The sequence below is a fragment of the Burkholderia sp. WP42 genome (assembly GCF_000745665.1).
GTDB lineage: Bacteria > Pseudomonadota > Gammaproteobacteria > Burkholderiales > Burkholderiaceae > Burkholderia > Burkholderia vietnamiensis.
This window is the reverse complement of record NZ_JQJT01000010.1, coordinates 258,637-283,743: the sequence shown is the minus strand read 5'-3', so window position 1 is coordinate 283,743 and position 25,107 is coordinate 258,637. Positions and strand designations below refer to the sequence as shown.

Sequence of the window (25,107 nt, the reverse complement as noted above, 5' to 3'; positions counted from 1 at the left end):
GAAAACCCTCTCTATAATTCGCGGCTTCTTAGGCTCGTAGCTCAGTTGGTTAGAGCACCACCTTGACATGGTGGGGGTCGTTGGTTCGAATCCAATCGAGCCTACCAACGAATAAATGAAGGGGTCCGGCAGCACGCATTGCCTACAGGCAGTCGGCTCGCCAAACATACGAACGCCACGCGGCAACATCGCGTGGCGTTTTTCTTTTTGCGGTCGAAATCACGCATGCGCGTGCGCTGCAAGCAGCCAAGCGGGCGCACGAATCGCCCGCCGCGCGCCTTCAATGCAGATGCTTCAGCTTGTCCGGATTGCGCACGACATAGATCGCGACGATCTTCCCGTCGTCGACCTCGAGCGCCGTGGTCTGCAACTCGCCGTCGGCCTCCAGCGTGACGAAGCCCGGCAAGCCGTTGATGAACCCGGCCCGCACGAGCTTCGATGCATGCGTCGCGAACAGCCGCGCGAGAAACGCGTGCACCTTCATCACGCGGTCGAACCCGAACACCGGCTTGCCCGCGGCCGAGCGCTTGCCGCCGCCGTCCGAATGCAGGCTCACGTCCTCGGCGAGCAGCGCGCCGAGTGCCCGCATGTCGCCGCTGCGCGACGCCGCGAAGAACGCCTCGGCCAACTCGATTCCGCGCTGCTTCTCGACATGAAAACGCGGCCGCGCGTCGCGCACGTGTGTGCGCGCCCGCGCAGCGAGCTGGCGGCACGCAGCCGGTTCGCGCTGGATCGTCGTCGCTATCTCGTCGAACTCGAGACCGAACACGTCGTGCAACAGAAACGCCGCGCGCTCCAGCGGCGACAGCCGTTCGAGTGCGAGCAGCAGCGGCAGCGTCACATCCTCCTGCACGTCTTCGTCGACGATCGGCTCGGGCAGCCACGGGCCGATATAGGTCTCGCGCTGATGCCGCGCGGACTTCAGCTGATCGATGCACATGCGCGTCACCATCCGGCGCAGGAACGCCTCGGGCACGCGCACGTCGGCGCGATCGACGTCCATCCAGCGGATGAACGCGTCCTGCACGACGTCCTCGGCATCGGCGACGGAGCCGAGCATCCGGTACGCGACGCGGATCAACGTACGGCGCAGCGGATCGAAGCTCGCCGCTGCGTCGTCACCGCCCGCGGACGGATCGACGTTCGTCATCAGGCCACCAGGCTCGCGGCGGCAGCCTTCGCTTCGGCCGGATCGACCCACAAGCCGAGGCCGACGGCGAGCCTGTTCCAGCCGTTGATCACGTTGATCATCAGCGTGAGTTTCACCTGTTCCTCCTGGCTGAATTGATCGACCAGCGCCGCATACGCGGCTGCGTGCGCATCGTGGCCTTCCGACAGCCGCGTCAGCGCATCGGTCCAGCCGAGCGCGGCGCGTTCGCGATCGGTGTAGCAGGGCGCCTCGCGCCACGCAGCCAGCAGATTGATGCGCTGCTCGGTCTCGCCGCGCGCGCGCGCCTCGACCGTGTGCATGTTAAGGCAGTTCGCGCACGCGTTGATCTGCGACGCGCGGATCTTGACGAGCTCGATCAGCGTCGGCTCGAGGCTACCGGCAGCGGCGACCGATACGGTCATCCAGCTCTTCATCAGCGCGGGCGCGGCGGCAAACGGATTGAGTTTCGCTGTCATGGTTGCTTCTCCTTTCGGGTGGATTCAGACGACATGACGAGCGACACCTGCCGCGTGTGACATCGACGCGAAAAAAATTTCAACGAACGGAAGCGGCGGGGCGATGCAGCGCGATTGCAGGTCATGTGCGACGAGCGTCCGATCCGAAGCGCAGCGCGCCCGGTATCGCGCGCATGGAGACGCCGCAGCGTCATCGCAGCTTTCACGCGCTCAGGGCGCTTGTCACCAGATGTCGGCAGAATCGACGCTCGGGCATGCGAATTGCGGGCGCCTTACGACGCATTGCGCTACCTGCATTCGACCGCCCGCCGCCCATCCGAGCTTCGTGGAACCCATGCTTTCATTCCTCTTTCGCTATCGTTTCACCGGAAATCCGATTCGCGACGGTCACATTTCTGGCCCATACTGTTCTGCACGGGCAGACGAAGTGACGCAGAATCTACCGCCCGACGACGCAGCAACGAAGGTCGCACGTCAGCCGCGCGCATCCGAGCGCAACGCTGTCCTTTTCCCGGCAACGCAACGCAGCGAATCGCGACGTGGACGGTAAACCGATGAGCCTCCTTGCATCCCAGCTTCAGCGCCGTTACCAGGAAGTGCGCGCCCATAGCCTCGCGTTGACCGCGACGCTGTCGGCCGAAGACCAGGCCGTGCAGTCGATGCCCGACGCGAGCCCGGTGAAGTGGCACCTCGCGCATACCACCTGGTTCTTCGAAACCGTCGTGCTGATGCGCCGCGTGCCCGGCTACGCGCCGTTCGACGACGCGTTCCAGTTCCTGTTCAACTCGTATTACGAAGCGCTCGGCCCGCGTCATCCACGGCCGCAGCGCGGGCTGCTCACGCGTCCGTCGCTCGAGCGCGTGCATGCGTACCGGCAGCATGTCGACGCAGCGCTGCAGCACGCACTCGACGCTGCGGATCCCGCCTTGCTGGCCGCGATCGCACCGGAGGTCGAGCTCGGCCTGCATCACGAGCAGCAGCATCAGGAGCTGATCGTCACCGACATGCTGCACGCGTTCTCGTGCAACCCGCTCAAGCCGGCGTTCCGGCCGCGCGACGGCGCGCACGCGCAAGCGGCGCTCGCCGCGGGCGACGCCGGCGCGCTGCGCTGGCTGCGTCAGCCGGGCGGCCTCGTCCAGATCGGCCACGACGGCGACGCGTTCTCGTTCGACAACGAGCGCCCGCGCCATACGGCGCTCGTGCAGCCCTGCGAGATCGCGAACCGCCTCGTGACGAATGCCGAATTCGCGGCCTTCATCGCGGACGGCGGCTACACGCGCGCCGAACTCTGGTTGTCCGACGGCTGGGCGACCGTGCAGCGCGAAGGGTGGTGCGCGCCGGCATACTGGATCGCCGACGATGACCGCACCGCGAAAACCGTACACGAATGGCGCGCGTTCGGCCTGCATGGCGTCGAACCGCTCGCGCCCGATGCGCCGGTGTGCCACGTGAGTTTCTACGAGGCGGCCGCGTACGCGGAATGGGCCGGCGCACGCCTGCCGACCGAATTCGAATGGGAAGCCGCGTTCGGCGTGGACGGCGTGCGCGAGATGCTCGGCCACGTGTGGCAGTGGACGCGTTCGTCGTACGAGCCGTATCCGGGCTTTCGGCCGCTGGCCGGCGTCGCGGCCGAATACAACGGCAAGTTCATGGTCGGCCAGCAGGTCCTGCGCGGCAGCAGCATCGCGACGCCGCCGGGCCACGCGCGGCCGACGTACCGCAATTTCTTTCCGCCGGCCGCGCGCTGGCAATTCACGGGAGTGCGACTTGCGCGAGACGTCTGACCTGACGGCCACGAGCGGTGGCCAGCAACCCGCCCGCGAGGCGCGGCCGAGCGCGTTCGAGCGCGACCTGATCGACGGGCTGTCGCGCACGCCGCGCAGCATTCCGCCGAAGTACTTCTACGATGCGGCCGGCTCCGCGCTGTTCGACCGCATTTGCGAGCTGCCGGAGTACTACCCGACGCGCACCGAGCTCGGCATCCTGCGCGACCGCGCGGCCGAGATCGTGCAGCGCGTCGGCCCGCACGCCGACATCGTCGAATTCGGCGCGGGCTCGCTCGAGAAGATTCGCGTGCTGCTCGACGCCTGCGCGAACAACTATGCGAACGCGCCGGCGCGCTACGTGCCGATCGACATCTCGGCCGACTATCTGCACGGCGCCGCCGCGCGCCTGCGCGCCGCGTATCCATGGCTCGACGTCGCGCCGCTCGCCGCGGACTACACGAAGGCCGAGCAGCTGGCCGAGCTGACGAACACGCCGCGGCGACGCATCGGCTTTTTCCCCGGCTCGACGATCGGCAACTTCTCGCCGGAAGAAGCCGATGCGTTCCTGCGCGACGCCGCACGGCTGCTGCGCGGCGGCGGCCTGCTGGTCGGCGCCGATCTGGTGAAGGACGAGTGCACGCTGCATCGTGCGTACAACGACGCGCAGGGCGTCACCGCGCAGTTCAACCTCAACCTGCTGGTGCGCGCGAACGCGGAGCTCGGCGCGGATTTCGACGTCGACGCCTTCTCGCATTGCGCGTTCTACGATCGCGAGCGGCAGCGCATCGAGATGCATCTCGTCAGCGATGTCGCGCAGACGGTGCACGTGCGCGGCCACGCGTTCCGCTTCGAGGCCGGCGAGCGCATCCATACGGAGAACTCGCACAAGTTCACGATCGACGGCTTCCATGCGATCGCGCGGCGCGCGGGCTTCGAGCCCGACACCGTGTGGACCGACGCCGACGAGCTGTTCAGCGTGCACTGGCTGCGCAGCGTCGACGATATCCGCGCGTAGCGGCCGGGCACGCCGCACCGGCCGCCTTGCGGCAATAATTTCCGTCTCCGTCGATTCGATGCGCCGTCGCAACGGCGTGTCGAATCGCGCGTCTCCTTGCGCAGCAAGGCTCCGCGGGCGCCGTAATCGCCCGTTACCGGTCTCGCAGACCGGTTTCACCTGTGTCGGCCCGCGCTGCCTAGACTCCGAACCGTAGTCACATCACGCACGATACGTGCAGGGAGTCGCGAAATGAGCAAGAAACTTATTCTCGGTGCAGTTCTCGGTGTAGCGGCGCTCGCAGCGTCGGGCGTCGCGTCGGCGCACGTCGACCTGTCGGTCGGGATCGGCGTGCCGGGCGTCTACGCGGCGCCAGCGCCCGTCTACGTCGCACCGCCGCCGCCGGTGATGTACGCGCCGGTGGGCTATCGCGACGACGACTGGCGTGCGCGCGCGTGGCGCGAACATGAATGGCGCCGCCGCGAATGGCGCGAACACGAGTGGCGCGAGCGCGGCTGGCGCGACGGCGGCGGCTGGCGCGGCCACTGGGACTGAGCGCCGCGACACGCACACGACAACATTGATCGCATCGACACGAGGAGCGTGATCGCATGAACCCCATTCGATACATCGGAACGTTGACGGCCGCCGCGGCCGTTGCGCTCGCAACGATCGGTAGCGCGCAGGCTGCCGGCTGCATCAAGGGCGCGGCGGTGGGCGGCGTTGCCGGCCACTACGCCGGGCACCATGCGGTGGTAGGCGCGGTCGGCGGCTGTCTCGTCGGCCGCCATTTGGCGAAGAAGCACGAGCAGGAGCAGGCGGCGCAGCGCAAGGCGGCCGCGGCCGCATCGCAGACGGCGCAGTGAACCACGACGACCGGCGGCGCCGCGACACCGTCGCCGCCGGTCGCCGCCGGTCGCTGTCGTTGTCGCACGCCGGTGGGCCGGAAATTGATCGGACGAATGCGTGCACACGCCGCGTTACGATCATTTACAACGTCGCGCCGCGCGAAAACCGCGCGTTCGTAGAATGCAGTCATCCGAACGCGCTTCAGGGAGAAAACGATGAAAACTCAACGATATCTGTCCGTGCTGGCAGCGGCGCTGCTCGCACTCGGGGCCGCCGGCGCACAGGCGGCTGCTGGCGGCAATGGCGGTGGTGGTGGCGGCGGCCATGGCGCAGGCGGGATGGGCGGGATGGGCGGCAACGCGGGCGGGATGTCCGGCAGCCACATGAGCGGCGACGCGCTGAGCAATTCGAACGGCTTCCGCTCGGGCGACCGCGACAAGGGCCTCGCACGCGCGGCCGATCGCTCCGACACGATCGCCGACCGCGCCGGCGTGCAGCCCGGCCACGGTCACGCGCATACGCACGGCCATACCGCGCATGCGACGACGGCGACCTCGACGCATCACGGGCATCGCAACGCGCTCGGCCGCACGCTGTAAGCGTGCCCGTGCGGACGGAACAAGCGCGCTTCGGCGCGCTTTTTTCATGGGCGCGCGCGGCATCGCAGGCCGGTCGTTGCTCGCCGTCTCGACCCTGATTTGCAACCAGCCGTAACGGCGCGTGAGAACGCGTCGGAATACGAACCGCTTTCCCGCGGACGACGGACGGATCGTTCGTATCGAAGGAGGGAAGCGCGTCCCCCCAAATGAAAAAAGGGCGGCTCGCGCCGCCCTTCGCATCAACCCGCGCGGCCGCCCGCCGCCGCACCGGGCTCGAACAGCGCATCGACCTGCGCGACGCGCACGAACCGCGCCGCATCTTCGCCATCGGCCAGCGCGCGGAAATGCGCGGCGCCGCACGCGAGCTTCGCGCGCTCGTGCTCGCTCGGCACGGCGTCGTCGGCGTTCGGCGTATCGACGACGAAATAGAGCCGCTCGCCGCCATCCTGCTCCGCGAGCACGGCCCAGTCCGGGTGATAGCCGCCGAGCGGCGTCGCGATGCGGAACCACGCCGGCAGCCTCGCGTACAGCTTCACGCCGTCGTGCGCTTCGAGCGCATCGGCGAACGCGCGCTCCGCGTCCGTCTCGCACACCACCGCCTCGTGAATCGACTTGCGCGCATCGAGCCGCAGGCTGCGCAGGTAGCCGGTGAGCGCCTCGCTCTCGAACGATTCGAGCGCGTGCACGTGACGATCGCCGAGCTTCCTGTACGAGATCCCCGCAACGAGCGCGAGCCGCTTGCAGCGGTTGATCGCGTCGGCGGCCAGCGCGATGAACTGCTGCGGATTCACGCGGAAGTCGTCGAGCCGGCCGCTGTCGGCGAGGATCGTCGCGAGCGAGCGGCGCGTGAGCTGCGTGCGGTCCTGCAGCTCGGTGAGCAGGTCCGGCAACGGCAGTTCGCCTTCGTCGAGCAGCACCGTGCCGGCGCCCGCCACCTCGATCGCCTCGATGCCGGCCTTGCCGATGTCGATCTCGGCCTTGCGCCATTGCAGCCGCGCCCGCGCGATGTCGGGCGCGTCGCGCAGCGCCGTCGTGCAGTCGCGCACCAGCTTCGCGTTGTCGAAGTCCACGCTGTACACGGTGCGATGGCGAATGCGTTCCCACAGCGCGCGGAACGCGTCGCCGAAGATCACGGCCTTGCCGGACGCATCGCGGCGCAGCGCGATCGCGCGCCGCTCGTCCGCGTTGCGCACCGCGAAGCGGCCCGACAGCTTGCGCAGCGTCGCGACGATCGGCGCGCGCAGCGTCTCGAATGCGTCGGGCAGCACGAGCGCGCTGCGGCGCAGCGCATCCTTCAGGCGGTCGAGCACCTTGCCCTGCGCGTCGACGTAGCCTTGCTCGTGCAGATGCGTCCACAGCACGCGCGACAGCTCGATGCCGAGCGCATGCGCGGGGCCGTCGCCTTCCTGCACCGGCAGCGCCGCGAACTGGTGTTGCTCGACGATCCCGAAGCGGATGCCGGTGTCGGCCTCGATTTCCTTCTGCAGGTTCTCCGCGAACGACTCGTAGCGCTCGGTCGCGATCACGGTGAGCGTGTTCACGCCGGGGTCGCGCACGCGCTCGCCGTCCTGGTCGACCGCGAGGCGCAGCCCGCGGCCGAGCGTCTGACGGCGCTCGCGTTCGGTCTGGATGTCGCGCAGCGTGCAGATCTGGAACACGTTCGGGTTGTCCCAGCCTTCCTTCAGCGCCGAGTGCGAGAAGATGAACTTCAGCGGCGTGTCGAACGACAGCAGCGCTTCCTTCTCGCGCATGATGAGCCCGTACGCGCGCTCGGCGTTCTCGCGCGCGGCGGCGCTGCTCTCGCTCGTGTCGGTCCAGCCGCCCTTGCGGTCGATCGAGAAGTAGCCGTTGTGCGCGCGCTCGACCTCGCGGGCGATGTCGACGCCGTCGAACAGCGCGCGATAGGCCGGCACCCGCGCGGCGCGCGCATATTCCTCTTCGAAGATCAGCGCGTAGTCGCCTTTCACCGGCGTGCCGTTCTCGTCGTAGCGGCGATAGCGCTCGACCGAGTCGACGAAGAACAGCGACAGCACCTTCACGCCGCGCTCGGCAAGCCGCAGCTCCTTGTCGAGATGCTCGCGGATCGTGCGGCGGATCATCTCGCGCTGCACCGCGAGCGTGTCGATGTCGCCGAACGCCTCGCCGAGCGACAGGAACGCGTCGCCTTCCGGATGGCGCAGCTCGACGTATTCGGCGCCCTTGACCGCATGCACTTCGCCGATGCGCAGCCCGGCGTACAGCGCGCGTTTGGTCAGCCGTTCGAGATCGTCGCCGTCGGTCGCGGACACGATCTGCCGCTTCACGCCGGCCGCGGTCGCCACGTCGAGCTCGATGCGCGCGCTGATCGCGCCGCGCCGGTTCGACACGCCGACGAGCCGCACGTACGGCTTGTTGTGCGCGTCCTCGACGATCGCCGACGCGATCTCGATCTGCTTGACGAGCTTGCGCTCGTAAGCGTCGACCGCGTCGAGCCGATACACCATGTGATGCCGGTCGACGTGGGTGGCCGAGTAGCGCAGCGTGCAGAGCGGCGCCATCGCGGCGAGCGCCTCGCGGCCGCGCCCTTCGAGGCCGCCGTCGACGCTCTGCGGCTCGTCGACGATCACGATCGGCCGCGTCGCGCGGATCAGGTCGATCGGCTTCTCGCCGCCGGTCTTCTCGCTGTCCTTGTAGAGGTTGTTGATTTCCTTCTTGTTGATCGCGGCGACGGTCATCACCATGATCTGGATCGCCGCGCTCGCCGCGAAGTGGCGCACCTGGCCGAGCTTCGCCGAGTCGTACAGGAAGTAGTCGTACGGCACGCCAGCGTACAGCGCGCGGAAATGATCCTCGGTGATCGACAGCGTCTTGTGCACGCCTTCCTTGATCGCGATCGACGGCACCACGATCACGAACTTCGTGAAGCCGTAGCGGCGGTTCAGCTCGAAGATCGTGCGCAGGTACACGTAGGTCTTGCCTGTGCCGGTTTCCATCTCGACGGTGAAGTCGCGCGAGCCGGGCTGGCCGGACGGCGGCAGCCCGCCGCGCAGCTGCACGTCGGCGAGGTTGCGCGCGAGCGCGTCGTCGGTCAGCGACAGCCGGTTGCCGACGCCTTGCTCCGACACCGCGAAGCCGAGCGAGCCCTGCGCGGCGGCCGTCGTGCCGGGCGCGGCGTTCGCGAGCACGCTGAAGTCGCCGCGATACGATTCCTGGCCGCGAAACAGGTCGCAGACGGCGTCGATCGCGTCGCGCTGGTAGTCGAGATCCGCTTCGAAATGCAGCCGCATCAGAGGCTCCGCACGCGCTTCACGCCGTGCTGCTCGAGCAGCGCGGCGAGATTGAGCTTCGCGACGTCGTCGACGAAGCCGCTGTCGCGGAACAGGCACGTGACGTCGCGCGTCGCGCCGGTCGCATCGAGCAGCTCGACGATGCCGTCGGCGAGCGGCCCCGCGTCGTCGCGCGACATGCGCGCGTCGAAGCACGCGACGATCGCGCGGCCGATCAGGTGCACCGTCTTGCCGGCCACCTGGTGATGCTCGACCGGCGTGCACAGATCGAGGCCGAGCTTGAGCGTGAGCTCGGCGAGCAGGTCGTCTTCGCTGCGGCCGGTCTTCACGTGCTCGACCGACGCGAACAGCGCATGGTCGAAGTCGTCGCGGCGCGGATCCCACTCGATCACGTTGGTGGTGTCGAGGCGATACACGCGAAAGCCGAGGTCGCCATAGCTTTCCGGATAGTCGCGCGCGACCTGCTGCGCGGCGCGGCGCAGCCGCTCCTTGGTGACTTCGGCGAGCGTCGCCGGCTTCTTCAGCTTCGCGCAGAAATCGGCGGCCGCCTGCTGCGCCTTGTCGCGGCGGTCGAGCGCCTCGGGCAGCTGCACGAGGATGTAGCGGCGTGCGCCGCCGTCGGTCGCGTTCACCTGCATCACCGCGTGGCCGGTCGAGCCGGAGCCGGCGAAGCAGTCGAGCACGATGTCGTCGCCGCGCGTGCACCAGCCGATCACGGCCGCCGCGAAATCGACCGGCTTCGGCTGGTCGAACGGGATGCCGAGCGCCTTCAGCAGCGCGTCGTCGGAGCCGGCGAACGGCAGCACCGACGGCACGTTCTCGTACATGTTCTCGTCGAGGTAGTAGATCCGCTGCGGCTGGGTGGTCTCGTCGGGGCCGAATTCGATCTGGCTGCGCTCGATCAGCGCCTGCATCGTCGCGGGCGGATTGCGCCAGCCGCGCGCCGGCATCGCGCACGGCTTGCCGGTGACCGGGTGGATCAGCGGCGTGAAATACTCGTCCGGCGCCTTCTTCTTGTTCGGCCACGCCATCGACACGAGCCGGTACACGCGCCCGTCGGCGGACAGCCGGTCGTACATCACCTCGCCGCCGGACAGGTTGGTCTGCGCCTTCATCCACGCGCGGTACGCCTTCTGCGCGTCCTTTGCGTTGCCGCTGCGGTACACGGCGTCGTGCGCGGCATCGAGCATGCGCTGCGCGTTGCGCTTCGGGCGCTTCAGCGGCGCCTGTTCGAGCAGCGTCTCGGCGTTGCGCGCGAACAGCACCAGCGACTCGTGCTGGTACGCGATGCCGCGCGCGTCGCCCTTCGGATTGCGCTTGTCCCACACGGCCACGCCGAGCTCGTTCTCCTCGCCGAAGATCTCGCGCAGCATCAGCACGAGCGCATGCACCTCGTGCTCGTCGATGTGCACGGCGATCAGCCCTTCGTCGGACAGCAGCGCGTGCGCGAGCTTCAGCCGCGGATACATCATGTTCAGCCAGTCGGTGTGGAACCGGCCGTTCGCCTCGGTGTTGGTGCTGCGCTTCACGCCGGCGTCGGTCTGGCCCGTCATCGCGAGGTAATGGCGGATGCTGTCGCTGAAGTCGTCCGCGTAGACGAAATCGCTGCCGGTGTTGTACGGCGGGTCGATGTAGACGAGCTTCACCTTGCCCGCGTAGCTCTTGTGCAGCAGCTTCATCACGTCGAGGTTGTCGCCCTCGATCACGAGATGGCGCGTGTCGTCCCACGCGACGCTGTCGTCGGGGCACGGGCGCAGCGTGCCGGTCGACGGCGTGAGCGCGGCCTGGCGCGCGCCGCGCTTGCCGTGCCAGTGGAAGCCGTAGCGCTCGTCGGCGGCGCCGACGGTGTGCTCGCCGACCAGCGCCTTGAGCACGTCGACGTCCACCGACGCGCCGTGCGGGCCTTCGGTCACGAGTTCGGGGAACAGCGCCTTCAGGCGCGCGACGTTGTCGGCGGTGAAATCCGTCGACATCGCCAGCGGGCTCGCCGCATCGAGTTTCTGCATCGTCTTTTCCATCGGAGCCCGGCCGCGTGCGCCAGGACATCGGGCGCAGTCGCGGCACCGGCGGCAAGGGCCGCCCGGGCAAACCCGAAACGCTAGCGAGTCGGTCGGCGCAGGTCAAGCACCGATGTGAGGCGAGCGTGCGCGCATCGGCCGGGAAACGCCCGTCGGGCGGCCCGCGAGGCGCGTCGGGGCGGGCCTCGCGGCCGGCGCACGACGCGCGGGTCGCGGCAGATGCGGTGCTGCGGCAGCGACGGCAGAAAAAAGGGGCACGGTCGACGCGAGGGCGTCGCCGTGCCAGCCGCGCGTATCGGGCGCGCGCGATACGGGGCCGGGCGGCCCCGGTCCGGTCAGAAGCGCGTGCGAATCCCCGACGTCAGCTCGAGCTGGTTCTTCGCGCCGAACGTCGACGCCACCGTGTAGCCGCCATGCAGCTTCATGTAGTCGCCGGCGAGGTACACCTCGGTGCGCTTGCTCAGGTGGTAGAACACCGACCCGTAGAGCGTCTCCTTGAAGCCGTTGCCGACGCCGCTGGTCAGGCTGAACGCGCCGAGGTTGGCGTTCGGCACGAAGCCGTCGGCGTTGTATGCGGCGTTCTTCACGCGCATCTGCTGGTAGCCGAGCTCGTAGTCGAGCGGGCCGCGCGGTGCGATCTTCATCGACACCGTCCAGGAATCGTCGTGGCGCTGGCCGAGCGAGCCCTGGTCGCCGTTGTAGCGGAAGTAGCCGGCGTTCAGGCGCACGATGCTGAACGCGTAGTTGCCGCCGACCGAGAACGTCTGGTTGGTGAAGCCGCCGTGGTTCACGTGGTTGTAGAAGCCGGACACCGCGAACGGTCCGCCGTTGTAGCCGAGCGCGACCTGGTACGCGGAGCCGGTCGCGAACGCGGTCGAGTTGCTGAACTGGTAGCCGGCGCTCGCGAAGATGCCGTTGCCGAACACCTTCTTCCACGCGACGCCGTTGTTGTAGCGCGTGCCGGTCGGGCCGGCCGCGTAGAAGATCATCTGCTTGAAGTTGTTCGAGTTGGTCCAGCCGCCTTCCTCGGTCGTCAGCTTCGCGGCGCCGTACGCGTCGCCGTAGATCGCCGAGGCGTCGCGCGCGATCGTGTTCTGGAAGCCGGCCGTCAGCTTGCCGAGGCGCGGATCCTCGACGCCGACCCACGCGTCGCGGTCGAACAGCTGGCCGTCGTCTTCCATCTGGCCGTTGGCGACCACGTATTCGCTCTCGAGGCGAAAGATGATCCTGGTGCCGCCGCCGATGTCTTCCGCGCCGCGCAGGCCCCAGCGGCTGCCGCTGAACCACGGCTCGCCTTCGTTGCCCATGCCGATCACGTGATTGCCGTTCGCATCGGCGTGGGTCCGGTAGGTCGGAAAGCTCAGGTCCATCAGCCCGTACAGCTGCACGCTCGACTGCGCGTGCGCGTGGGTGCCGGCGCAGAGGCCTGTCGCCGCGATGGAAAGGGCAAGGGTGGTTCGTTTCAAGATCGTCTCCTCCGGGCTGCCGCATTGAAGTCAATTCGTTGGCGGTACGAAACGTACGCCGCATGGTGACGGCCGCATGGGGCCGACGCGTAGCATCGTAGAAGGTGCAATCCTTCACGTCGCTTTCCCGCGGCAAGCATCTGCGTCGGTGAAAACACCGAAGCCGCGACGAAGGCAGGTCGCGCACGCGAGCGGCGGCGAGCCGCGCGATGCATCGCCGGGCCGGGGGTGAATTTCCGTACTACGAATGGTCGCGCGAGGCGCGTGAGGCAAGAGAGCGCGCGCGTCAGTGCTGCGCGGGCTTCGCGCGCAGGATATAGCCGAGGCCGCGCAGCGTGATGATCTCGGCCGTGCTGCCCGCGAGATGCTTGCGTAGCCGGTGGATGTAGATGTCGATCGCATCGGCGCTCGGCTCGTCGTCGAGCGCGAACACGCTGTCCATCAGCCGCGCCTTCGACACCGTCTTGCTCTGCTGCAGCATCAGCGTTTCGAGAATCGCATGCTCGCGGCGCCGCAGCGCGAGCAGCGCGTCGCCGCAGCGGAACTCGCGCGTGCCGAACGCGTAGACGAGGTCGCCGCACACGAGCTGCGCGGTGCCGACGCCGGCCCGTCGCCGGATCAGCGCGCGAATGCGCGCGACCAGCTCGCGCGATTCGAACGGCTTGACCACGTAGTCGTCGGCGCCCGCGCCGAAGCAGTCGACCTTGTCGTCGACCGAGCCGTGCGCGGTCAGCATCAGCACCGGCACGTTGTCGTTGCGGCGCCGCAGCCGCGCGAGCACTTCCTTGCCGCTGATGCCGGGCAGCCGCATGTCGAGCAGCACCGCGTCGTAGCGCTCCGTCTTCAGCACCGTGTCGGCGCGCTCGCCGTCGCCGACGCAGTCGACCGCGAAGTCCTCGCCGCGCAGCAGGTTCACGATCCAGTGCGCGAGTTCGGCATTGTCTTCGACCAGCAGCAGTTTCATGGCGATTCGTATCTTCAGTCGTAAGCGGGCAGCCGCACGGTCACGACGATACCGCGATTGCCCGGGCCCGGCGCGAGCACGGCGCTGCCGCCGTGCGCCTGCGCGATCTCGCGCACGATCGCGAGGCCGAGGCCGGAGCCCTCGGTATCGGCCGACACGCGGTAGAACCGCTTGAACACGTGCGGCCGCGCCTCGGCCGGAATGCCGGGGCCGTCGTCGATCACGTCGAGCACGACCGCGTGGCCGTCGCGGCGCGCGGCCACCGTCACGCAACCGCCCGGCTGCGTGTAGCGCACCGCGTTGTCGACGAGGTTCGACACCAGCGCGCTCAGCAGGCTGTCGCTGCCGGCGACGTCGAGCCGCTCGCCGAGATCCGCGCCGAGGTCGATCGCGCGCCGCTGCGCGAGTACGATCGCTTCCTCCAGCACGCTCGACACGACGGCCGCGAGATCGACGCGCTGCGTGAGCAGCGTCGACGGCGTGGCTTCCGCATGCGCGAGCAGCAGCAGCTTGTCGGTCACGTCGGCCATCTTGCGGCTGCTGCGCTGCATGCTGTCGAGCACCGCCGCCAGCTCGCGGTCGCCGTGATCGCGCCGCCGCGCGTACTGGATCTGCGTGTCGAGCACGGCGATCGGCGTGCGCAGCTGGTGCGCGGCGTCGGCGATGAAGCGCCGCTGCGTCGCCGTGTGCGTGTTGAGCCGCGCGATGCACTGGTTGATCGCATCGACGATCGGCCGCAGCTCGTGCTGCAGCCGCTCCGGGCGGATCGGCTCCAGCTCCATCGGCCCGCGGTCGGCGACGTCGTCCTTCAGCTTCATCAGCGGCCGCAGCTCCAGCGTGAGGCCGAGATAGACGAGCACGATCGCGAGCACCAGCATCAGCGACAGGCGCAGCAGCTGCGGCCGCCAGATCGTCGCGACCATCGCGTCGTACGAGCGCGCCGTCTTCGCGACGACGACCGTGACCGTCTCGACGCGTCCCTCGTCGTACAGCTGGCGATCGTATGCGACGGCGCGCAGCGGCACATGCTCGAGCGTCGTGTCGTACAGCGTCGGCTCGGCGCGGTGCCGCGCCGGTGCATCGAGCGCCGGGTTGCCCGCGAGCAGCCGGCCGTGGCCGTCGATCACCTTGTAGAACACCGAGTCGCGCGACGGCGACTCGAAGATCTCCAGCGCGGCCGGCGGCACGTCGGCGACCGGCAGCCCGTTGCGCCATTCGACGTCCTCGCCGATCGTGCGCGCCGATGCGATCAGCGCGCTGTCCTGCACGAGCGCGGCCGTGCGCCGCGCGGTGTCGTACGACATCGCGCCGGCGATCAGCACGAAGGCCGCGAGCGGCAGCAGCAACCACCATAGCAGCCGCCCGCGCAGGCTGTGCGCCATGGCGTCTCCTCAATGCCGAACCGCGCCGGGGCGGCCGGCGCGGTTCGTGGATGCGGTCGGCCGGGCGCGGCTCAGAACGCGGCGGGACGCCATTTCAGCAGGCGCTTCTCGATCCGCGTCAGCAGGTAGTCGGCGGCCAGCGCGACCACGGCCAGCACGATCATCGCCGCGAACACACCGCTCGCGTTGAACGCGCCCTGCGCGGTGGAGATCAGCAGCCCGATGCCCTGCTTGGAGCCGAGGAATTCGCCGACCACCGCACCGACCAGCGCGAAGCCGAAGCTCACGTGCAGGCTCGCGAGAATCCAGCTCAGCGCGGACGGAATCACGACCGACGTGGTGATCTGCCGGCGCGACGCGCCGAGGATCTGCGCGTTCGCGATCAGGTAGCGGTCCGCTTCGCGCACGCCCTGGAACGCGTTGCCGAACACGACGAAGAACACCATCACGACGGCCAGCGCGATCTTCGACGCGATCCCGAGGCCGAGCGCGATCACGAACACCGAGCCGAGCACGACGCGCGGAATCGAGTTCGCGATCTGGATGTACAGGCCGAACACGTCGGCCATCAGCTTGTTGCGGCCGAGCACGATGCCGCAGATCACGCCGGCGACCGAGCCGATCACGAAGCCGATCGCGGTTTCCTCCAGCGTGACCCACACCTGCGTGAGCAGCGGGCCTTGCGACGTGCCGTTGACGAACCAGTCCTGGATCTGCTCGAAGATCAGCGACGGCATCGAGAAGAAGAACGGATCGATCCACTTCAGGCGCGCGGCGAGCTCCCAGCCGCCGAGCACGACGACGAGCACGGCGATGCGCAGCGCGACGATCAGATTGCGCCGGCGGCGCAGCCGGCGTTGCGCGGCGCGCTCGTCGTCCTCGAGCGTGGTCGCCGGCAGGGCGGTGGGGGGAAGCGTCATGTCGGTCATGCTCCTGTCCTTGGCGGTGGGTCGCGTGCGCGGGCGGCGCAGGCGTCAGCCGATCTGCACTTCTTCGCGCAGGTCGTGCCAGATGTCCTTCGAAATCTCGATGAAGCGCGCGTCGTAGCGCACCTCCGACGTGACGCGCGGGCGCGGCAGGTCGATCTCGTACACGCGCTTGAGCGTCGCAGGGCGCGCGGTGAGCACGAACACGCGGTCGGCGAGCGCGATCGCCTCCTCGAGATCATGCGTGACGAACACGACCGAGCCCTTGTTCGCCGACCACAGCTGCAGCAGCTCGTCCTGCATCAGCGTGCGCGTCTGCATGTCGAGCGCGGAGAACGGCTCGTCCATCAGCAGGATTTCCGGCTGGTTGATGAAGGTCTGCGCGAGCGCGACGCGCTTGCGCATCCCGCCCGACAGCTGGTGCGGGTAGTGCTTCGCGAACTTGTCGAGGCCGACCTTGCGGATCCATTCGTCGGCCTGCGCGTAGGCGACGTCCTTCGAGCGGCCGCGAAACAGCGGGCCGGCCGCGACGTTGTCGATCACGTTGCGCCATGGAAACACCGCGTCGGCCTGGAACACGAAGCCGATCCGCGGGTCGATCCCGTCGACTGGGCGGCCCATCACGCGCACCTCGCCCGACGCCGGTTTCAGCAGCCCGGTGATCAGGTTCAGCGTGGTCGACTTGCCGCAACCGGTCGGGCCGACGATCGCGATGAACTCGCCGCGCGCGACGCTCATGCTGAATTCGCGCAGCGCCACCGTCGCGCGGCCTTCCGGCGAAATGAAGCGGCACGACACGTTGCGAAACTCGATCGCCGGTGTGCTCGGGGAAACTGCCTGGTTCATCGCATTCGTCCTGCGGGTGAAGAGGGCGCCGCAGCGGCGGCGCCGGGCCGGTCAGCCGGGCCTGCGGTGCCCGCCCGCCGGCAGCCGGCCGCCGGCGCGGGCACCGCGCGCGTTCATGGCGCGCTCATTGCGCACTCATTTGGCATTCACGAAGTCGTTGGTGTAGGTGCGCGCCAGATCGATGTGCTTGCCCTTCACCGACGGGTTGAACGCCGACAGCACCTTCAGCACGGTCGCCGGGCCGTCGGCCGGCATCTTCGCGTCGGCCGTGTACATCGGCAGCGACGCCTTCAGCGCAGCCACGTACAGCGCCTTGTCCTTCTGGTAATCGGCCGGCATCTTCGCGGCGATCTCCTCGGCGCTGTGCGTGTGGATGAACTGCATCGTCTTCGCGAACGCGTGCGCGAGCTTGCTCGCTTCCGCCTTGTGCGAATCGGCCCACGCGGACTGCACGTACAGGCTCGCGGCCGGATAGGTGCCGCCGAGCGCGGCGCGCGTGCCTTCGACGGTGCGCATGTCGACCAGCACCTTCGCGTCGCCCATCTTCTCGAGCGCGGACACCGTCGGCTCGGTCGTCATCCCGGCGTCGATGCGGCCCTGCTTGATCGCGGCGATGAAGCTCGCATCGGCGCCGACCGGCAGCATCGTGTACTGCGTCGACGGCACGCCGCGCTGCAGCGCGAGGTATTGCGTGAGGAAGCTGGTCGACGAGCCGAGGCCCGTCACGCCGAGCGTCTTGCCTTTCGCATCGGCCATCGTCCTGAACGTCGGCGCGGCCTTGGTCGACACCATCTCGACCTCGCCGGGCACCTGGCCGAACACGGCGATCGCCTTCACTTCCTTGCCCTTGCTCTGCAGGTCGACCGTATGGTCGTAGAAGCCGACGACGCCCTGCACGGCGCCCGCCAGCAGCTCGTTCTCGGCATCGACGCCGGCCGGCTGCGACAGCAGCTCGACGTCGAGCCCTTCGGCCTTGAAGTAGCCGAGTTCCTGCGTGAGCCGCGCGGGCAGATAGATGAGCTTGGCGATCCCGCCGACCATGATCGTGATCTTGCCGCCGTCGTCGGCGAGCGCGGGGTGAGCGGCGAGCGCGCAGCTCAGGCTGGCTGCAACGGCGAGGGTGCGCAGGATGGGTCGCATCGGGTCGTCTCCTTCGTTGTATTCGTATGGCGCGATGCGTGGCGCATCGTCACGACGAGTATAGGGACGCGAAGCCTTCCGCAACCTTTCGCGACACGGCGATTCGGTTAGGGGTTTTCCAGCAAATGGGGCGGGCGCGGCCGCGTCAGCGCCAGCCCTGCAGCACGCGGCCGATCCCGTCGAGGCCCATGTCGAACAGGTGTGACACGAACGGCACGAGGTTCGGGATCATCAGTTGCACGAGCAACAGCCCGACCAGCATCGTGACCGGGAAGCCGATCTGGAAGATGCCGATCTGCGGCGCCGCGCGGTTCAGGATGCCGAGCGCGAGGTTGGCGATCAGGAGCGCGGCGACGACCGGCAGCGCGAGCAGCAGCCCCATCTGGAACACGGTCACGCCGAACGCGGCGAGCGTATGCCAGCCGGGCGCGTGCAGCAGCTCGGCCGACACCGGCAGCGTCTGGAACGACGCGGCCAGCGCCGCGAACACCTGCAGATGGCCGTCCACCGCGAGGAACGCGAGCATCGCGACCGCATTCAGGAAGCGGCCCATCACCGGCGTCGCGCCGTTCGAATGCGGATCGAAGAAGGTCGCGAAGCCGAGCCCCATCGACAGCCCGATGAAGTCGCCGGCCGCCTCGACGGCCGCGAACACGAGGTGCATCGTGAAGCCCATCGACACGCCGATCAGGAACTGCGTGACGATGATCCAGATGCCCTGCGCGGAGAACACGGTCACGCCGGGCATCGCGCCGAGCGTGGGCGCGACGACCAGCGCCATGAACGCCGCGAGGCCGATCTTCACGCGCATGGGCACCGCCCCGTGGCCGACCAGGGGCGCCGTCGCGACGAGCGCGAGCATCCGCACGAACGGCCACAGGAAGGCGGTCAGCCAGCCGTTGAGCTGCGCGTAGGTAACCGAGAACATCGCGGGGAAGCGGGGCCGCGCGGGCCGCTCAGCCGGCGCCGAGCGTCGCGACTTGCAGCAGCGTCTGCCGCAGGTAGTCGAGCATCGTCGTCAGCATCCACGGGCCGGCGATCACGAGCGTCGCCGCGACCGCGAGCAGCTTCGGGATGAACGACAGCGTCGATTCGTTGATCTGCGTCGCGGCCTGGAACAGGCTCACGACGAGGCCGACCGCGAGCGCGACCAGCAGCAGCGGGGCGGCGAGCAGCAGGCCGACCATCATGGCGTGGTGCGCCAGCGTCATCACCTGTTCGGGTGTCATCGCGTCTTCCTCCGCTTACGTGAAGCTCTGCGCGAGCGAGCCGATCAGCAGCTGCCAGCCGTCGACCAGCACGAACAGCATCAGCTTGAACGGCAGCGACACGGTGGACGGCGACACCATCATCATCCCCATCGACATCAGCACGCTCGCGACCACCAGGTCGATGATCAGGAACGGAATGAAGATCGTGAAGCCGATCTGGAAGCCCGTCTTCAGCTCGCTCGTGACGAACGCCGGCACCAGCAGCGACAGCGGCACGTCCTCCGGCCCCTGCATCGGCGCGGCCTTCGAGATCTTCGCGAACAGCGCGAGATCGGTCTCGCGGGTCTGCTTCAGCATGAAGCCCTTGAACGGCGCGACGCCGCGCTGCACGGCCTGCTCCATCGGCAGCGAGCCGTCGGAGAACGGCTTGTAGCCGTCGTTGTAGGCCTTGTCGAGCACCGGCGACATCACGAAGAAGGTGAGGAACATCGCGAGGCCGAGCAGCACCTGGTTCGGCGGCGTCGTCGCGGTGCCGAGCGCCTGACGCAGCAGCGACAGCACGATGATGATGCGCGTGAAGCTCGTCATCATCAGCAGCATCGCCGGCAGGAACGACAGCATCGTGAGCAGCAGCATCGTCTGCACGCTCAGCGAATAGGTGGTGCCGCCGTTCGGGCCCGGGCTCGTGTTGAACGCGGGCAGGCCGGCCGCCTGCGCGCACGCGAGCGCGGGGAAGAGGCCGAGGATCAGCACGGGCGCGAAGCGCGCCGCGTGACGCAGGAAGTCGTGTTTCATCGGAATGCGGGTACGGATGGGTGACGCGGCGCCATGTCAGCGCTCCTTGCCGCGCCCGAAGCGCTTCGCGGCTTCGCCGGCGAGCGCGTCGCGAAACCGCGCGCCGAACGAGCCGGACGCGTTCGCGTCGGCGGCGCCGGCGCCGGGCGACGTCGACACGACGGCCGCGTCGGGCGCCGAGCCGGCCGGCAGCGTATGCAGCAGGCGCACGTTGCCCGGCGCGACGCCGAGCACGAGCCAGGTGTCGCCGATCTCGACGATCGTCGCGCTTTCCTTCGCGCCGAGCCCGACGCTCGACACGACCTTCAGCGGGCCGCCGCGCCGCGCGGGCTGGAACCCGAAGCGGCGCGCGAGCCACGCGCAGCCGAACACCAGGCCGATCACGACCGCGAGCCCGACCAGCGTCTGCAGCACCGCGCCGACGCCGAGCGACGGCGCGGCCGAGCCGACCATCACGCTCGACGCGATCGAACCGGCGTGGTTCACCGCGTTCATGTCGGCCGCGCCGGCGCCGCTGCTCGCGAGCGCCGCCGCCCCGGCCAGGAGGGCCGGGAGGGTGGCGACGGCGAAGCGGTGGGCGCGGCGGGCGGCCTTCACGACGTTCACCGATTCAGCTTCCGGATGCGTTCGGCCGGCGTGATGATGTCGGTCAGCCGGATGCCGAACTTGTCGTTGACGACCACGACCTCGCCCTGCGCGAGCAGGCAGCCGTTCACGAGCACGTCCATCGGTTCGCCGGCGAGGCCGTCGAGCTCGACGACCGAACCCTGCGCGAGCTGCAGCAGGTTGCGGATCGCAATCTTGGTGCGGCCCAGCTCCACGGTCATCTTGACCGGGATGTCGAGAATCATCTCGATGTCGTTGTGCGTCGAACTCGCCGCGGCCTTCGACAGCGGCTGGAACACGCCGGCGCCGGTCGCGCCGGCCACCACCGGCTGCTCGTTCTGCTCGGCGAGCGCGGCGGCCCAGTCGTCGAGGCCCTGTTCTTCGTCCGCGGCAGGCGCTGCCGCTGCCGCCGGCGCGGCCGGGGCCGCCGCTGCGGCCGATTCCGCGAGCGCCGCGTCGGCGAGGGCCTGCGCGTCGAGTTCGGGCGTCGTCGTGTTCAGCTCACTCATATCCACCTTCCTTCATCGTGTCGCCCGCGCTGATCATCTTCTGCACGCGCAACGCATATTGACCATTGAAAATGCCGTAGCCGCATTCCATCACCGGCACGCCGTCGACCTTGGCGGTGATCGTGTCGTCGATCTCCAGCGGCAGCACGTCGCCTGCGCGCAGGTTCAGGATCTTCTCGAAGGTCGCCGGGATTTCCGCGAGATCCGCGGTCAGCTCGACCTCGGCCGACTGCACCTGCTGCGACAGCACGCGCACCCAGCGGCGGTCGACTTCGAGCGCCTCGCCCTGGATCGGCGACGACAGCACGTCGCGGATCGGCTCCACCATCGAATACGGCATGCAGATGTGCAGCGTGCCGCCCGTCGGCCCGAACTCGATCGAGAACTGCGTGACGATCACGATCTCGTTCGGCGTCGCGACGTTCGCGAACTGCGTGTGCATCTCCGAGCGCACGAATTCGAACTGCAGCGGCCGCACGCTCTTCCACGCGGTCGTGTAGTGCTCGAACACGAGGTTCAGCAGCTTGCCGATGATCCGCTGCTCGGTGGCCGTGAAGTCGCGGCCCTCGACGCGCGTGTGAAAACGCCCGTCGCCGCCGAACAGGTTGTCGACGACGAAGAACACGAGGTTCGGATCGAACACGAACAGCGACGTGCCGCGCAGCGGCTTCACGTGCACCAGGTTCAGGTTCGTCGGAATCGGCAGGTTGCGGGTGAACTCGCTGTACTTCTGCACCTTCACCTGGCTCACGGAGATTTCCGCCGTGCGCCGCATGAAGTTGAAGATGCCGATCCGCAACAGACGCGCGAAGCGGTCGTTGATGATCTCGAGGCCGGGCATCCGGCCGCGGACGATCCGCTCCTGCGTCGCGATGTTGTAGGGGCGAACGCCCGACGTGTCGCGCTGCTCGTCGATCGAGTCGGTTTCGCCGGTGACGCCCTTGAGGAGGGCATCGACCTCCTCCTGGGACATGAACTCCTGGTGGCCCATGCGCGCTCCTTTTGCGGCCGCGTTACTGGACGACGAATTCGGTGAACAGCACGGCGTCCACCTTCGCGCGCTGGTTACCCGGCTGCGTCGGTTGCTCGACCAGCTCGCGCAGCTGCTTCGCGAGCAGTTGCTTGCCGTCCGGCGTCGCGAGCTCCTCGGGATGCTTGTTCGACAGCGCGAGCAGGATCCGGCTGCGGATCTCCGGCATGCGCGCGGTCAGCTCCTCCTGCGCCTTCGGGTCGGTCAGCTTCAGCGACAGCCCGACGCGCAGATAGTGCTGGATGCCGTCGTCCGACTGCAGGTTGACGGTCAGCGGGTCGAGCGGGAAGAACACGGGCGCCGCGAGCGGCGGCGGTTCGGCCGGCGCGCTCGAATGGCCGACGCCCGCCTTGCTCAGGAACACGTACATGCCGCCGGCTGCGGCGGCGGCCGCGCCCAGCGCGATGACGGCGATCAGCGCGATGCGCTTGAACTTGCCGGACGAAGCCGGCTTGTCGGCAGGCGGGTTTGCAGTCGTGGAGGCCATGTGAATGCGTGCGTGGTGTCTCGTAGCATGCATTGTTCGGCATCCGGGCCGAAGCCGATGGGCGGAAAAGAGGGGGGAATTACGGCTATCTCAGCAGATTGTCGGCCGGCTGCGGGGGCGCTTCGGCTCGATTCGGCGCGGGGAGGGTGGCGGAGCGGCGGGGGAACGGTGAAGGGCCGCGGCGCGGCGGCCGGCGGCAGGCAGGACCGGGCGGCGATGCGGACGGCCGGCCGCCCGCACGGGCTCGGTGCCTGCTCAGATCGGCAGCAGCGACAGCAACGGCGCGATCAGCACCATCGCGACGCCCGCGATCATCATCGTGAGGCTGGACACGACGCCTTCCTCGCTGCCGATCTCGCGCGCCTTCGCGGTGCCGACGCCGTGTGCGGCCGCGCCGAACAGCGCGCCGCGCGCGAGCCGCGTGCGCATCGGCACCAGCGCGAGCACGAGTTCGCCGAGCAGCATCCCGCAGATGCCGGTCGCGATCACGAACAGCGCGGTGAGGTCCTTCGGCGCGTGGATCTTGTCGGACACCGCGAGCGCGAACGGGGTCGAGACCGAACGCGTCATCAGCGAGCGCTGCAGCTCGGGCGACAGGTGCAGCAGCTTCGCGAGCAGCAGCGAACCGCACACGCCCGCCGCGATCCCGACCGCGACACCGACCGACAGCGACAGCCAGTGGCGGCGGATCAGCTCGCGGTATTCGTAGATCGGCACCGCGAACGCGATGGTCGCCGGGCCGAGCAGCCACATCAGCCAGCGCGTGTCGCGGAAGTACACCGAATACGGGATGCCGGTCAGCACGACCAGCAGCGCGAGCACGCCCGGCACGAACACCAGCGGCGAGAACAGCAGCGTCTTGCGGTACGCGTAGAGCCGCTTCGACGCGAAATACAGCGCGACCGTCAGCACGAAGCAGCCGATCGAGATCGCGGTATTCACCTGGTCGACGCTCAGGCGCGACAGCAGCGCATGCATGACGGGCTCCGGCTCAGTGGACCGACACGCTCGCCAGACGCGCGCGGCGGCGTTCGGCGAACATGCGTTGCGCGGCGAGCCGGCGCTCGAGCTTCGCGGCGAGGTCGACCGCGACGGCCACCGCGACCATCACGAACGCGGTGCCGGCGAGCATGACGAGCGCGATGCGCCAGCCGTCCTCGCGGAACAGCCCGCCGTACTGGACGGCCGCGACGGCCGCCGGCACGAAGAACAGCAGCATGTCGGACAGCAGCCAGTTCGCGCCGTCCTTCACCCATGCAGGTGCGACGCGGCCCGAGAACAGCAGCACCAGCAGCACGGCGAGCCCGACCACGCCGGACGGCACCGGCAGGCCGACCGCGCGCACGGCCCAGTCGACCGCCAGCCACAGCACGCCGAGCGCGGCGGACTGCAGCGCGATGCGGCCCGTGCGCGTGAGCTTGCCCGGCGTGGCGGGAAGGACGGCGACAGACGCGGTCGAGTGGCTCATGGCTGGCTCCTGCAGAGATTCGGTTGATGCTAGGAGTATAGGGTTTCCCCTAACCATAAATAAAATGACTTGTCTCTATCCTTATCATTCCAGTTCGGAATCCTGTCTGTAGATGCTGCACCAATCTGGGGAGAAGCGATGGAATTGCGCGCGCTGCGGTACTTCGTCGAAGTGGTCCGCCAGCAGAGCTTCACGGCGGCGGCCGACCGGCTGTTCGTCACGCAGCCGACCATCAGCAAGATGGTGAAGGCGCTGGAGGACGAGATCGGCTCGCCGCTGCTGCTGCGCGACGGCCGGCAAATGGTGCTGACCGACGCGGGCCGGATCGTGTTCCAGCGCGGCCAGGACGTGCTCGCCGCGCAGGCGCAGCTGCAGTCGGAGCTCAACGATCTGGGCACGCTCGGGCGCGGCGAGCTGACGATCGGCATTCCGCCGCTCGGCGGCTCGTTGTTCACGCCGATCATCGCCGCGTACAAGCAGCGCTATCCGAACATCGAGCTGAAGCTGTTCGAGCAGGGCGCGCGGATGATTGAGGCGGCGCTGATGTCGGGCGAGCTGGAGCTGGGCGGGCTGCTGGAGCCGGTCGATCCCGGCACGTTCGAGCGGCTGCCGATGGTGCGCGCGCCGCTGTGGCTGGTCGCGCCGCGCGAGTCGCGCTGGGAGGACCACACGGCCGTGGCGCTCGCCGACCTCGCGCGCGAGTCGTTCGTGTTCTACGCGGAAAGCCTCGCGCTGCACGACGCGGTGCTCGACGCGTGCCGGCAGGCTGGCTTCACGCCGTCGATCGTGAGCCGCAGCGGCCATTGGGACTTCATGGCGGCGCTGGTGCACGCGGGCGTCGGCATCGCGCTGCTGCCCGAGCCGTACTGCCGGCGGCTCGATGCGCGGCAGTTCACGTGCCGGCCGATCGTCGAGCCGGAAATCACGTGGGCGATCGCGCTCGGCTGGCTGAAGAAGGGTTATCTGTCGCACGCGGCGCGCGCGTGGCTCGAGGTTGCGCGCGCGACGCTGCCGATCGCGTCCGGCGATGATCTCGCCTTCGGCGGGCTGCTCGCGCGCGAGTGATGCGGGCCGGGACATCGGCACGCGGCGGCCGTGCGGCTCATGCGTGCCGTGGGCGGTGGGCGTGGGCGACGTGTGCGGCCCGCGGCCGGCGGCC

At 68.7% G+C, this 25,107-nt stretch carries 25 protein-coding genes and 1 tRNA gene; 7 read left to right on the top strand and 19 right to left on the bottom strand.

What is annotated here, in order from left to right:
* Positions 1-30: 30 nt before the first annotated feature.
* A tRNA-Val gene (locus EX20_RS06640) sits at positions 31-107 on the top strand.
* 173 nt (positions 108-280) lie between these two features.
* Here the strand turns inward: EX20_RS06640 and EX20_RS06635 are convergent.
* On the bottom strand, positions 281-1,150 hold the full coding sequence (locus EX20_RS06635) for a sigma-70 family RNA polymerase sigma factor (RefSeq protein WP_034193018.1): 870 nt from the start codon (positions 1,148-1,150) through the stop codon (positions 281-283).
* Positions 1,150-1,626, bottom strand: a complete 477-nt coding sequence (locus EX20_RS06630; RefSeq protein ID WP_034193017.1) for a carboxymuconolactone decarboxylase family protein — start codon at positions 1,624-1,626, stop codon at positions 1,150-1,152. The genes EX20_RS06635 and EX20_RS06630 overlap by 1 nt, the downstream gene beginning before the upstream one ends.
* A gap of 554 nt (positions 1,627-2,180) precedes the next feature.
* On the opposite strand from EX20_RS06630, the gene egtB reads away from it, so the two are divergent.
* The 5 genes from egtB (at position 2,181) to EX20_RS06605 (ending at position 5,834) form a co-directional block, all read left to right on the top strand.
* The gene (gene egtB / locus EX20_RS06625) at positions 2,181-3,410 is read left to right on the top strand and encodes an ergothioneine biosynthesis protein EgtB (protein ID WP_034193016.1); all 1,230 of its coding nucleotides are present in this window, start codon (positions 2,181-2,183) and stop codon (positions 3,408-3,410) included.
* Complete coding sequence (gene egtD / locus EX20_RS06620) at positions 3,394-4,407, top strand: L-histidine N(alpha)-methyltransferase (RefSeq protein WP_034193015.1); 1,014 nt, start codon at positions 3,394-3,396, stop codon at positions 4,405-4,407. The genes egtB and egtD overlap by 17 nt, the downstream gene beginning before the upstream one ends.
* Before the next feature lie 231 nt (positions 4,408-4,638).
* On the top strand, positions 4,639-4,941 hold the full coding sequence (locus tag EX20_RS06615; protein ID WP_034193014.1) for a hypothetical protein: 303 nt from the start codon (positions 4,639-4,641) through the stop codon (positions 4,939-4,941).
* Positions 4,942-4,997: 56 nt separating this feature from the next.
* Positions 4,998-5,252, top strand: a complete 255-nt coding sequence (locus EX20_RS06610) for a glycine zipper 2TM domain protein (RefSeq protein ID WP_034193013.1) — start codon at positions 4,998-5,000, stop codon at positions 5,250-5,252.
* A gap of 198 nt (positions 5,253-5,450) precedes the next feature.
* Positions 5,451-5,834 carry a hypothetical protein gene (locus EX20_RS06605; protein WP_034193012.1) on the top strand — a complete coding sequence of 128 codons (384 nt, stop codon included), beginning with the start codon at positions 5,451-5,453 and terminating at the stop codon, positions 5,832-5,834.
* A 239-nt stretch (positions 5,835-6,073) separates the two neighbouring features.
* On the opposite strand, the gene EX20_RS06600 is transcribed toward EX20_RS06605, so the two are convergent.
* The 17 genes from EX20_RS06600 to EX20_RS06520 all read right to left on the bottom strand — a co-directional run bounded on the left by EX20_RS06600 (position 6,074) and on the right by EX20_RS06520 (position 23,948).
* Positions 6,074-9,100, bottom strand: a complete 3,027-nt coding sequence (locus EX20_RS06600) for a type III restriction-modification system endonuclease (protein WP_034193011.1) — start codon at positions 9,098-9,100, stop codon at positions 6,074-6,076.
* On the bottom strand, positions 9,100-11,118 hold the full coding sequence (locus EX20_RS06595; protein WP_034193010.1) for a site-specific DNA-methyltransferase: 2,019 nt from the start codon (positions 11,116-11,118) through the stop codon (positions 9,100-9,102). Before EX20_RS06595 ends, EX20_RS06600 begins: the two co-directional genes overlap by 1 nt.
* Before the next feature lie 335 nt (positions 11,119-11,453).
* The gene (locus tag EX20_RS06590) at positions 11,454-12,584 is read right to left on the bottom strand and encodes a porin (RefSeq protein ID WP_034193009.1); all 1,131 of its coding nucleotides are present in this window, start codon (positions 12,582-12,584) and stop codon (positions 11,454-11,456) included.
* A gap of 286 nt (positions 12,585-12,870) precedes the next feature.
* The gene (locus EX20_RS06585; protein ID WP_011882746.1) at positions 12,871-13,548 is read right to left on the bottom strand and encodes a response regulator; all 678 of its coding nucleotides are present in this window, start codon (positions 13,546-13,548) and stop codon (positions 12,871-12,873) included.
* 14 nt (positions 13,549-13,562) lie between these two features.
* Complete coding sequence (locus tag EX20_RS06580) at positions 13,563-14,930, bottom strand: sensor histidine kinase (RefSeq protein WP_034193008.1); 1,368 nt, start codon at positions 14,928-14,930, stop codon at positions 13,563-13,565.
* A gap of 71 nt (positions 14,931-15,001) precedes the next feature.
* Positions 15,002-15,859, bottom strand: coding sequence for an ABC transporter permease (locus tag EX20_RS06575; protein ID WP_124260013.1), 858 nt, complete (start codon positions 15,857-15,859; stop codon positions 15,002-15,004).
* A gap of 45 nt (positions 15,860-15,904) precedes the next feature.
* Positions 15,905-16,702 (bottom strand): ABC transporter ATP-binding protein, encoded by a 798-nt coding sequence (locus EX20_RS06570; RefSeq protein ID WP_011882749.1) that lies wholly within the window; start codon positions 16,700-16,702, stop codon positions 15,905-15,907.
* 135 nt (positions 16,703-16,837) lie between these two features.
* Positions 16,838-17,842, bottom strand: coding sequence for an ABC transporter substrate-binding protein (locus EX20_RS06565; RefSeq protein ID WP_034193007.1), 1,005 nt, complete (start codon positions 17,840-17,842; stop codon positions 16,838-16,840).
* Between the two features lie 145 nt (positions 17,843-17,987).
* Positions 17,988-18,770 (bottom strand): flagellar biosynthetic protein FliR, encoded by a 783-nt coding sequence (gene fliR / locus EX20_RS06560; RefSeq protein ID WP_014722130.1) that lies wholly within the window; start codon positions 18,768-18,770, stop codon positions 17,988-17,990.
* Positions 18,771-18,798: 28 nt separating this feature from the next.
* Positions 18,799-19,071 carry a flagellar biosynthesis protein FliQ gene (fliQ, locus tag EX20_RS06555; protein WP_011882752.1) on the bottom strand — a complete coding sequence of 91 codons (273 nt, stop codon included), beginning with the start codon at positions 19,069-19,071 and terminating at the stop codon, positions 18,799-18,801.
* Between the two features lie 15 nt (positions 19,072-19,086).
* The gene (gene fliP, locus EX20_RS06550; RefSeq protein ID WP_011882753.1) at positions 19,087-19,848 is read right to left on the bottom strand and encodes a flagellar type III secretion system pore protein FliP; all 762 of its coding nucleotides are present in this window, start codon (positions 19,846-19,848) and stop codon (positions 19,087-19,089) included.
* 36 nt (positions 19,849-19,884) lie between these two features.
* Complete coding sequence (gene fliO, locus EX20_RS06545; protein ID WP_034193006.1) at positions 19,885-20,454, bottom strand: flagellar biosynthetic protein FliO; 570 nt, start codon at positions 20,452-20,454, stop codon at positions 19,885-19,887.
* Positions 20,451-20,963 (bottom strand): flagellar motor switch protein FliN, encoded by a 513-nt coding sequence (gene fliN, locus EX20_RS06540; protein WP_034193005.1) that lies wholly within the window; start codon positions 20,961-20,963, stop codon positions 20,451-20,453. Before fliN ends, fliO begins: the two co-directional genes overlap by 4 nt.
* Positions 20,956-21,954, bottom strand: a complete 999-nt coding sequence (gene fliM / locus EX20_RS06535; protein WP_011882756.1) for a flagellar motor switch protein FliM — start codon at positions 21,952-21,954, stop codon at positions 20,956-20,958. Before fliM ends, fliN begins: the two co-directional genes overlap by 8 nt.
* A gap of 22 nt (positions 21,955-21,976) precedes the next feature.
* The gene (fliL, locus tag EX20_RS06530) at positions 21,977-22,513 is read right to left on the bottom strand and encodes a flagellar basal body-associated protein FliL (protein ID WP_046425506.1); all 537 of its coding nucleotides are present in this window, start codon (positions 22,511-22,513) and stop codon (positions 21,977-21,979) included.
* Positions 22,514-22,735: 222 nt separating this feature from the next.
* Positions 22,736-23,458, bottom strand: a complete 723-nt coding sequence (locus EX20_RS06525) for an LrgB family protein (RefSeq protein ID WP_011882758.1) — start codon at positions 23,456-23,458, stop codon at positions 22,736-22,738.
* A 13-nt stretch (positions 23,459-23,471) separates the two neighbouring features.
* Positions 23,472-23,948: a CidA/LrgA family protein gene (locus EX20_RS06520; RefSeq protein ID WP_034193004.1), complete on the bottom strand. Its 477-nt coding sequence runs from the start codon at positions 23,946-23,948 to the stop codon at positions 23,472-23,474.
* A 138-nt stretch (positions 23,949-24,086) separates the two neighbouring features.
* Between EX20_RS06520 and EX20_RS06515 the strand changes: the two genes are divergently transcribed.
* Positions 24,087-25,013, top strand: a complete 927-nt coding sequence (locus EX20_RS06515; protein ID WP_014722135.1) for a LysR family transcriptional regulator — start codon at positions 24,087-24,089, stop codon at positions 25,011-25,013.
* Positions 25,014-25,107 lie beyond the last annotated feature (94 nt).

Bases quoted from the DNA above. Each gene is read 5' to 3' on its own strand.
- fliL (WP_046425506.1), bottom strand. From the start codon at position 22,513: ATGCATGCTACGAGACACCACGCACGCATTCACATGGCCTCCACGACT.
- EX20_RS06595 (WP_034193010.1), bottom strand. From the start codon at position 11,118: ATGGAAAAGACGATGCAGAAACTCGATGCGGCGAGCCCGCTGGCGATG.
- EX20_RS06565 (WP_034193007.1), bottom strand. From the start codon at position 17,842: ATGCGACCCATCCTGCGCACCCTCGCCGTTGCAGCCAGCCTGAGCTGC.
- EX20_RS06610 (WP_034193013.1), top strand. From the start codon at position 4,998: ATGAACCCCATTCGATACATCGGAACGTTGACGGCCGCCGCGGCCGTT.
- EX20_RS06585 (WP_011882746.1), bottom strand. From the start codon at position 13,548: ATGAAACTGCTGCTGGTCGAAGACAATGCCGAACTCGCGCACTGGATC.
- fliM (WP_011882756.1), bottom strand. From the start codon at position 21,954: ATGGGCCACCAGGAGTTCATGTCCCAGGAGGAGGTCGATGCCCTCCTC.
- EX20_RS06525 (WP_011882758.1), bottom strand. From the start codon at position 23,458: ATGCATGCGCTGCTGTCGCGCCTGAGCGTCGACCAGGTGAATACCGCG.
- EX20_RS06605 (WP_034193012.1), top strand. From the start codon at position 5,451: ATGAAAACTCAACGATATCTGTCCGTGCTGGCAGCGGCGCTGCTCGCA.
- fliQ (WP_011882752.1), bottom strand. From the start codon at position 19,071: ATGACACCCGAACAGGTGATGACGCTGGCGCACCACGCCATGATGGTC.
- EX20_RS06600 (WP_034193011.1), bottom strand. From the start codon at position 9,100: ATGCGGCTGCATTTCGAAGCGGATCTCGACTACCAGCGCGACGCGATC.
- EX20_RS06575 (WP_124260013.1), bottom strand. From the start codon at position 15,859: ATGACCGACATGACGCTTCCCCCCACCGCCCTGCCGGCGACCACGCTC.
- fliP (WP_011882753.1), bottom strand. From the start codon at position 19,848: ATGAAACACGACTTCCTGCGTCACGCGGCGCGCTTCGCGCCCGTGCTG.
- EX20_RS06570 (WP_011882749.1), bottom strand. From the start codon at position 16,702: ATGAACCAGGCAGTTTCCCCGAGCACACCGGCGATCGAGTTTCGCAAC.
- EX20_RS06515 (WP_014722135.1), top strand. From the start codon at position 24,087: ATGGAATTGCGCGCGCTGCGGTACTTCGTCGAAGTGGTCCGCCAGCAG.
- EX20_RS06520 (WP_034193004.1), bottom strand. From the start codon at position 23,948: ATGAGCCACTCGACCGCGTCTGTCGCCGTCCTTCCCGCCACGCCGGGC.
- EX20_RS06580 (WP_034193008.1), bottom strand. From the start codon at position 14,930: ATGGCGCACAGCCTGCGCGGGCGGCTGCTATGGTGGTTGCTGCTGCCG.
- fliR (WP_014722130.1), bottom strand. From the start codon at position 18,770: ATGTTCTCGGTTACCTACGCGCAGCTCAACGGCTGGCTGACCGCCTTC.
- fliN (WP_034193005.1), bottom strand. From the start codon at position 20,963: ATGAGTGAGCTGAACACGACGACGCCCGAACTCGACGCGCAGGCCCTC.
- EX20_RS06630 (WP_034193017.1), bottom strand. From the start codon at position 1,626: ATGACAGCGAAACTCAATCCGTTTGCCGCCGCGCCCGCGCTGATGAAG.
- egtB (WP_034193016.1), top strand. From the start codon at position 2,181: ATGAGCCTCCTTGCATCCCAGCTTCAGCGCCGTTACCAGGAAGTGCGC.
- EX20_RS06615 (WP_034193014.1), top strand. From the start codon at position 4,639: ATGAGCAAGAAACTTATTCTCGGTGCAGTTCTCGGTGTAGCGGCGCTC.
- EX20_RS06635 (WP_034193018.1), bottom strand. From the start codon at position 1,150: ATGACGAACGTCGATCCGTCCGCGGGCGGTGACGACGCAGCGGCGAGC.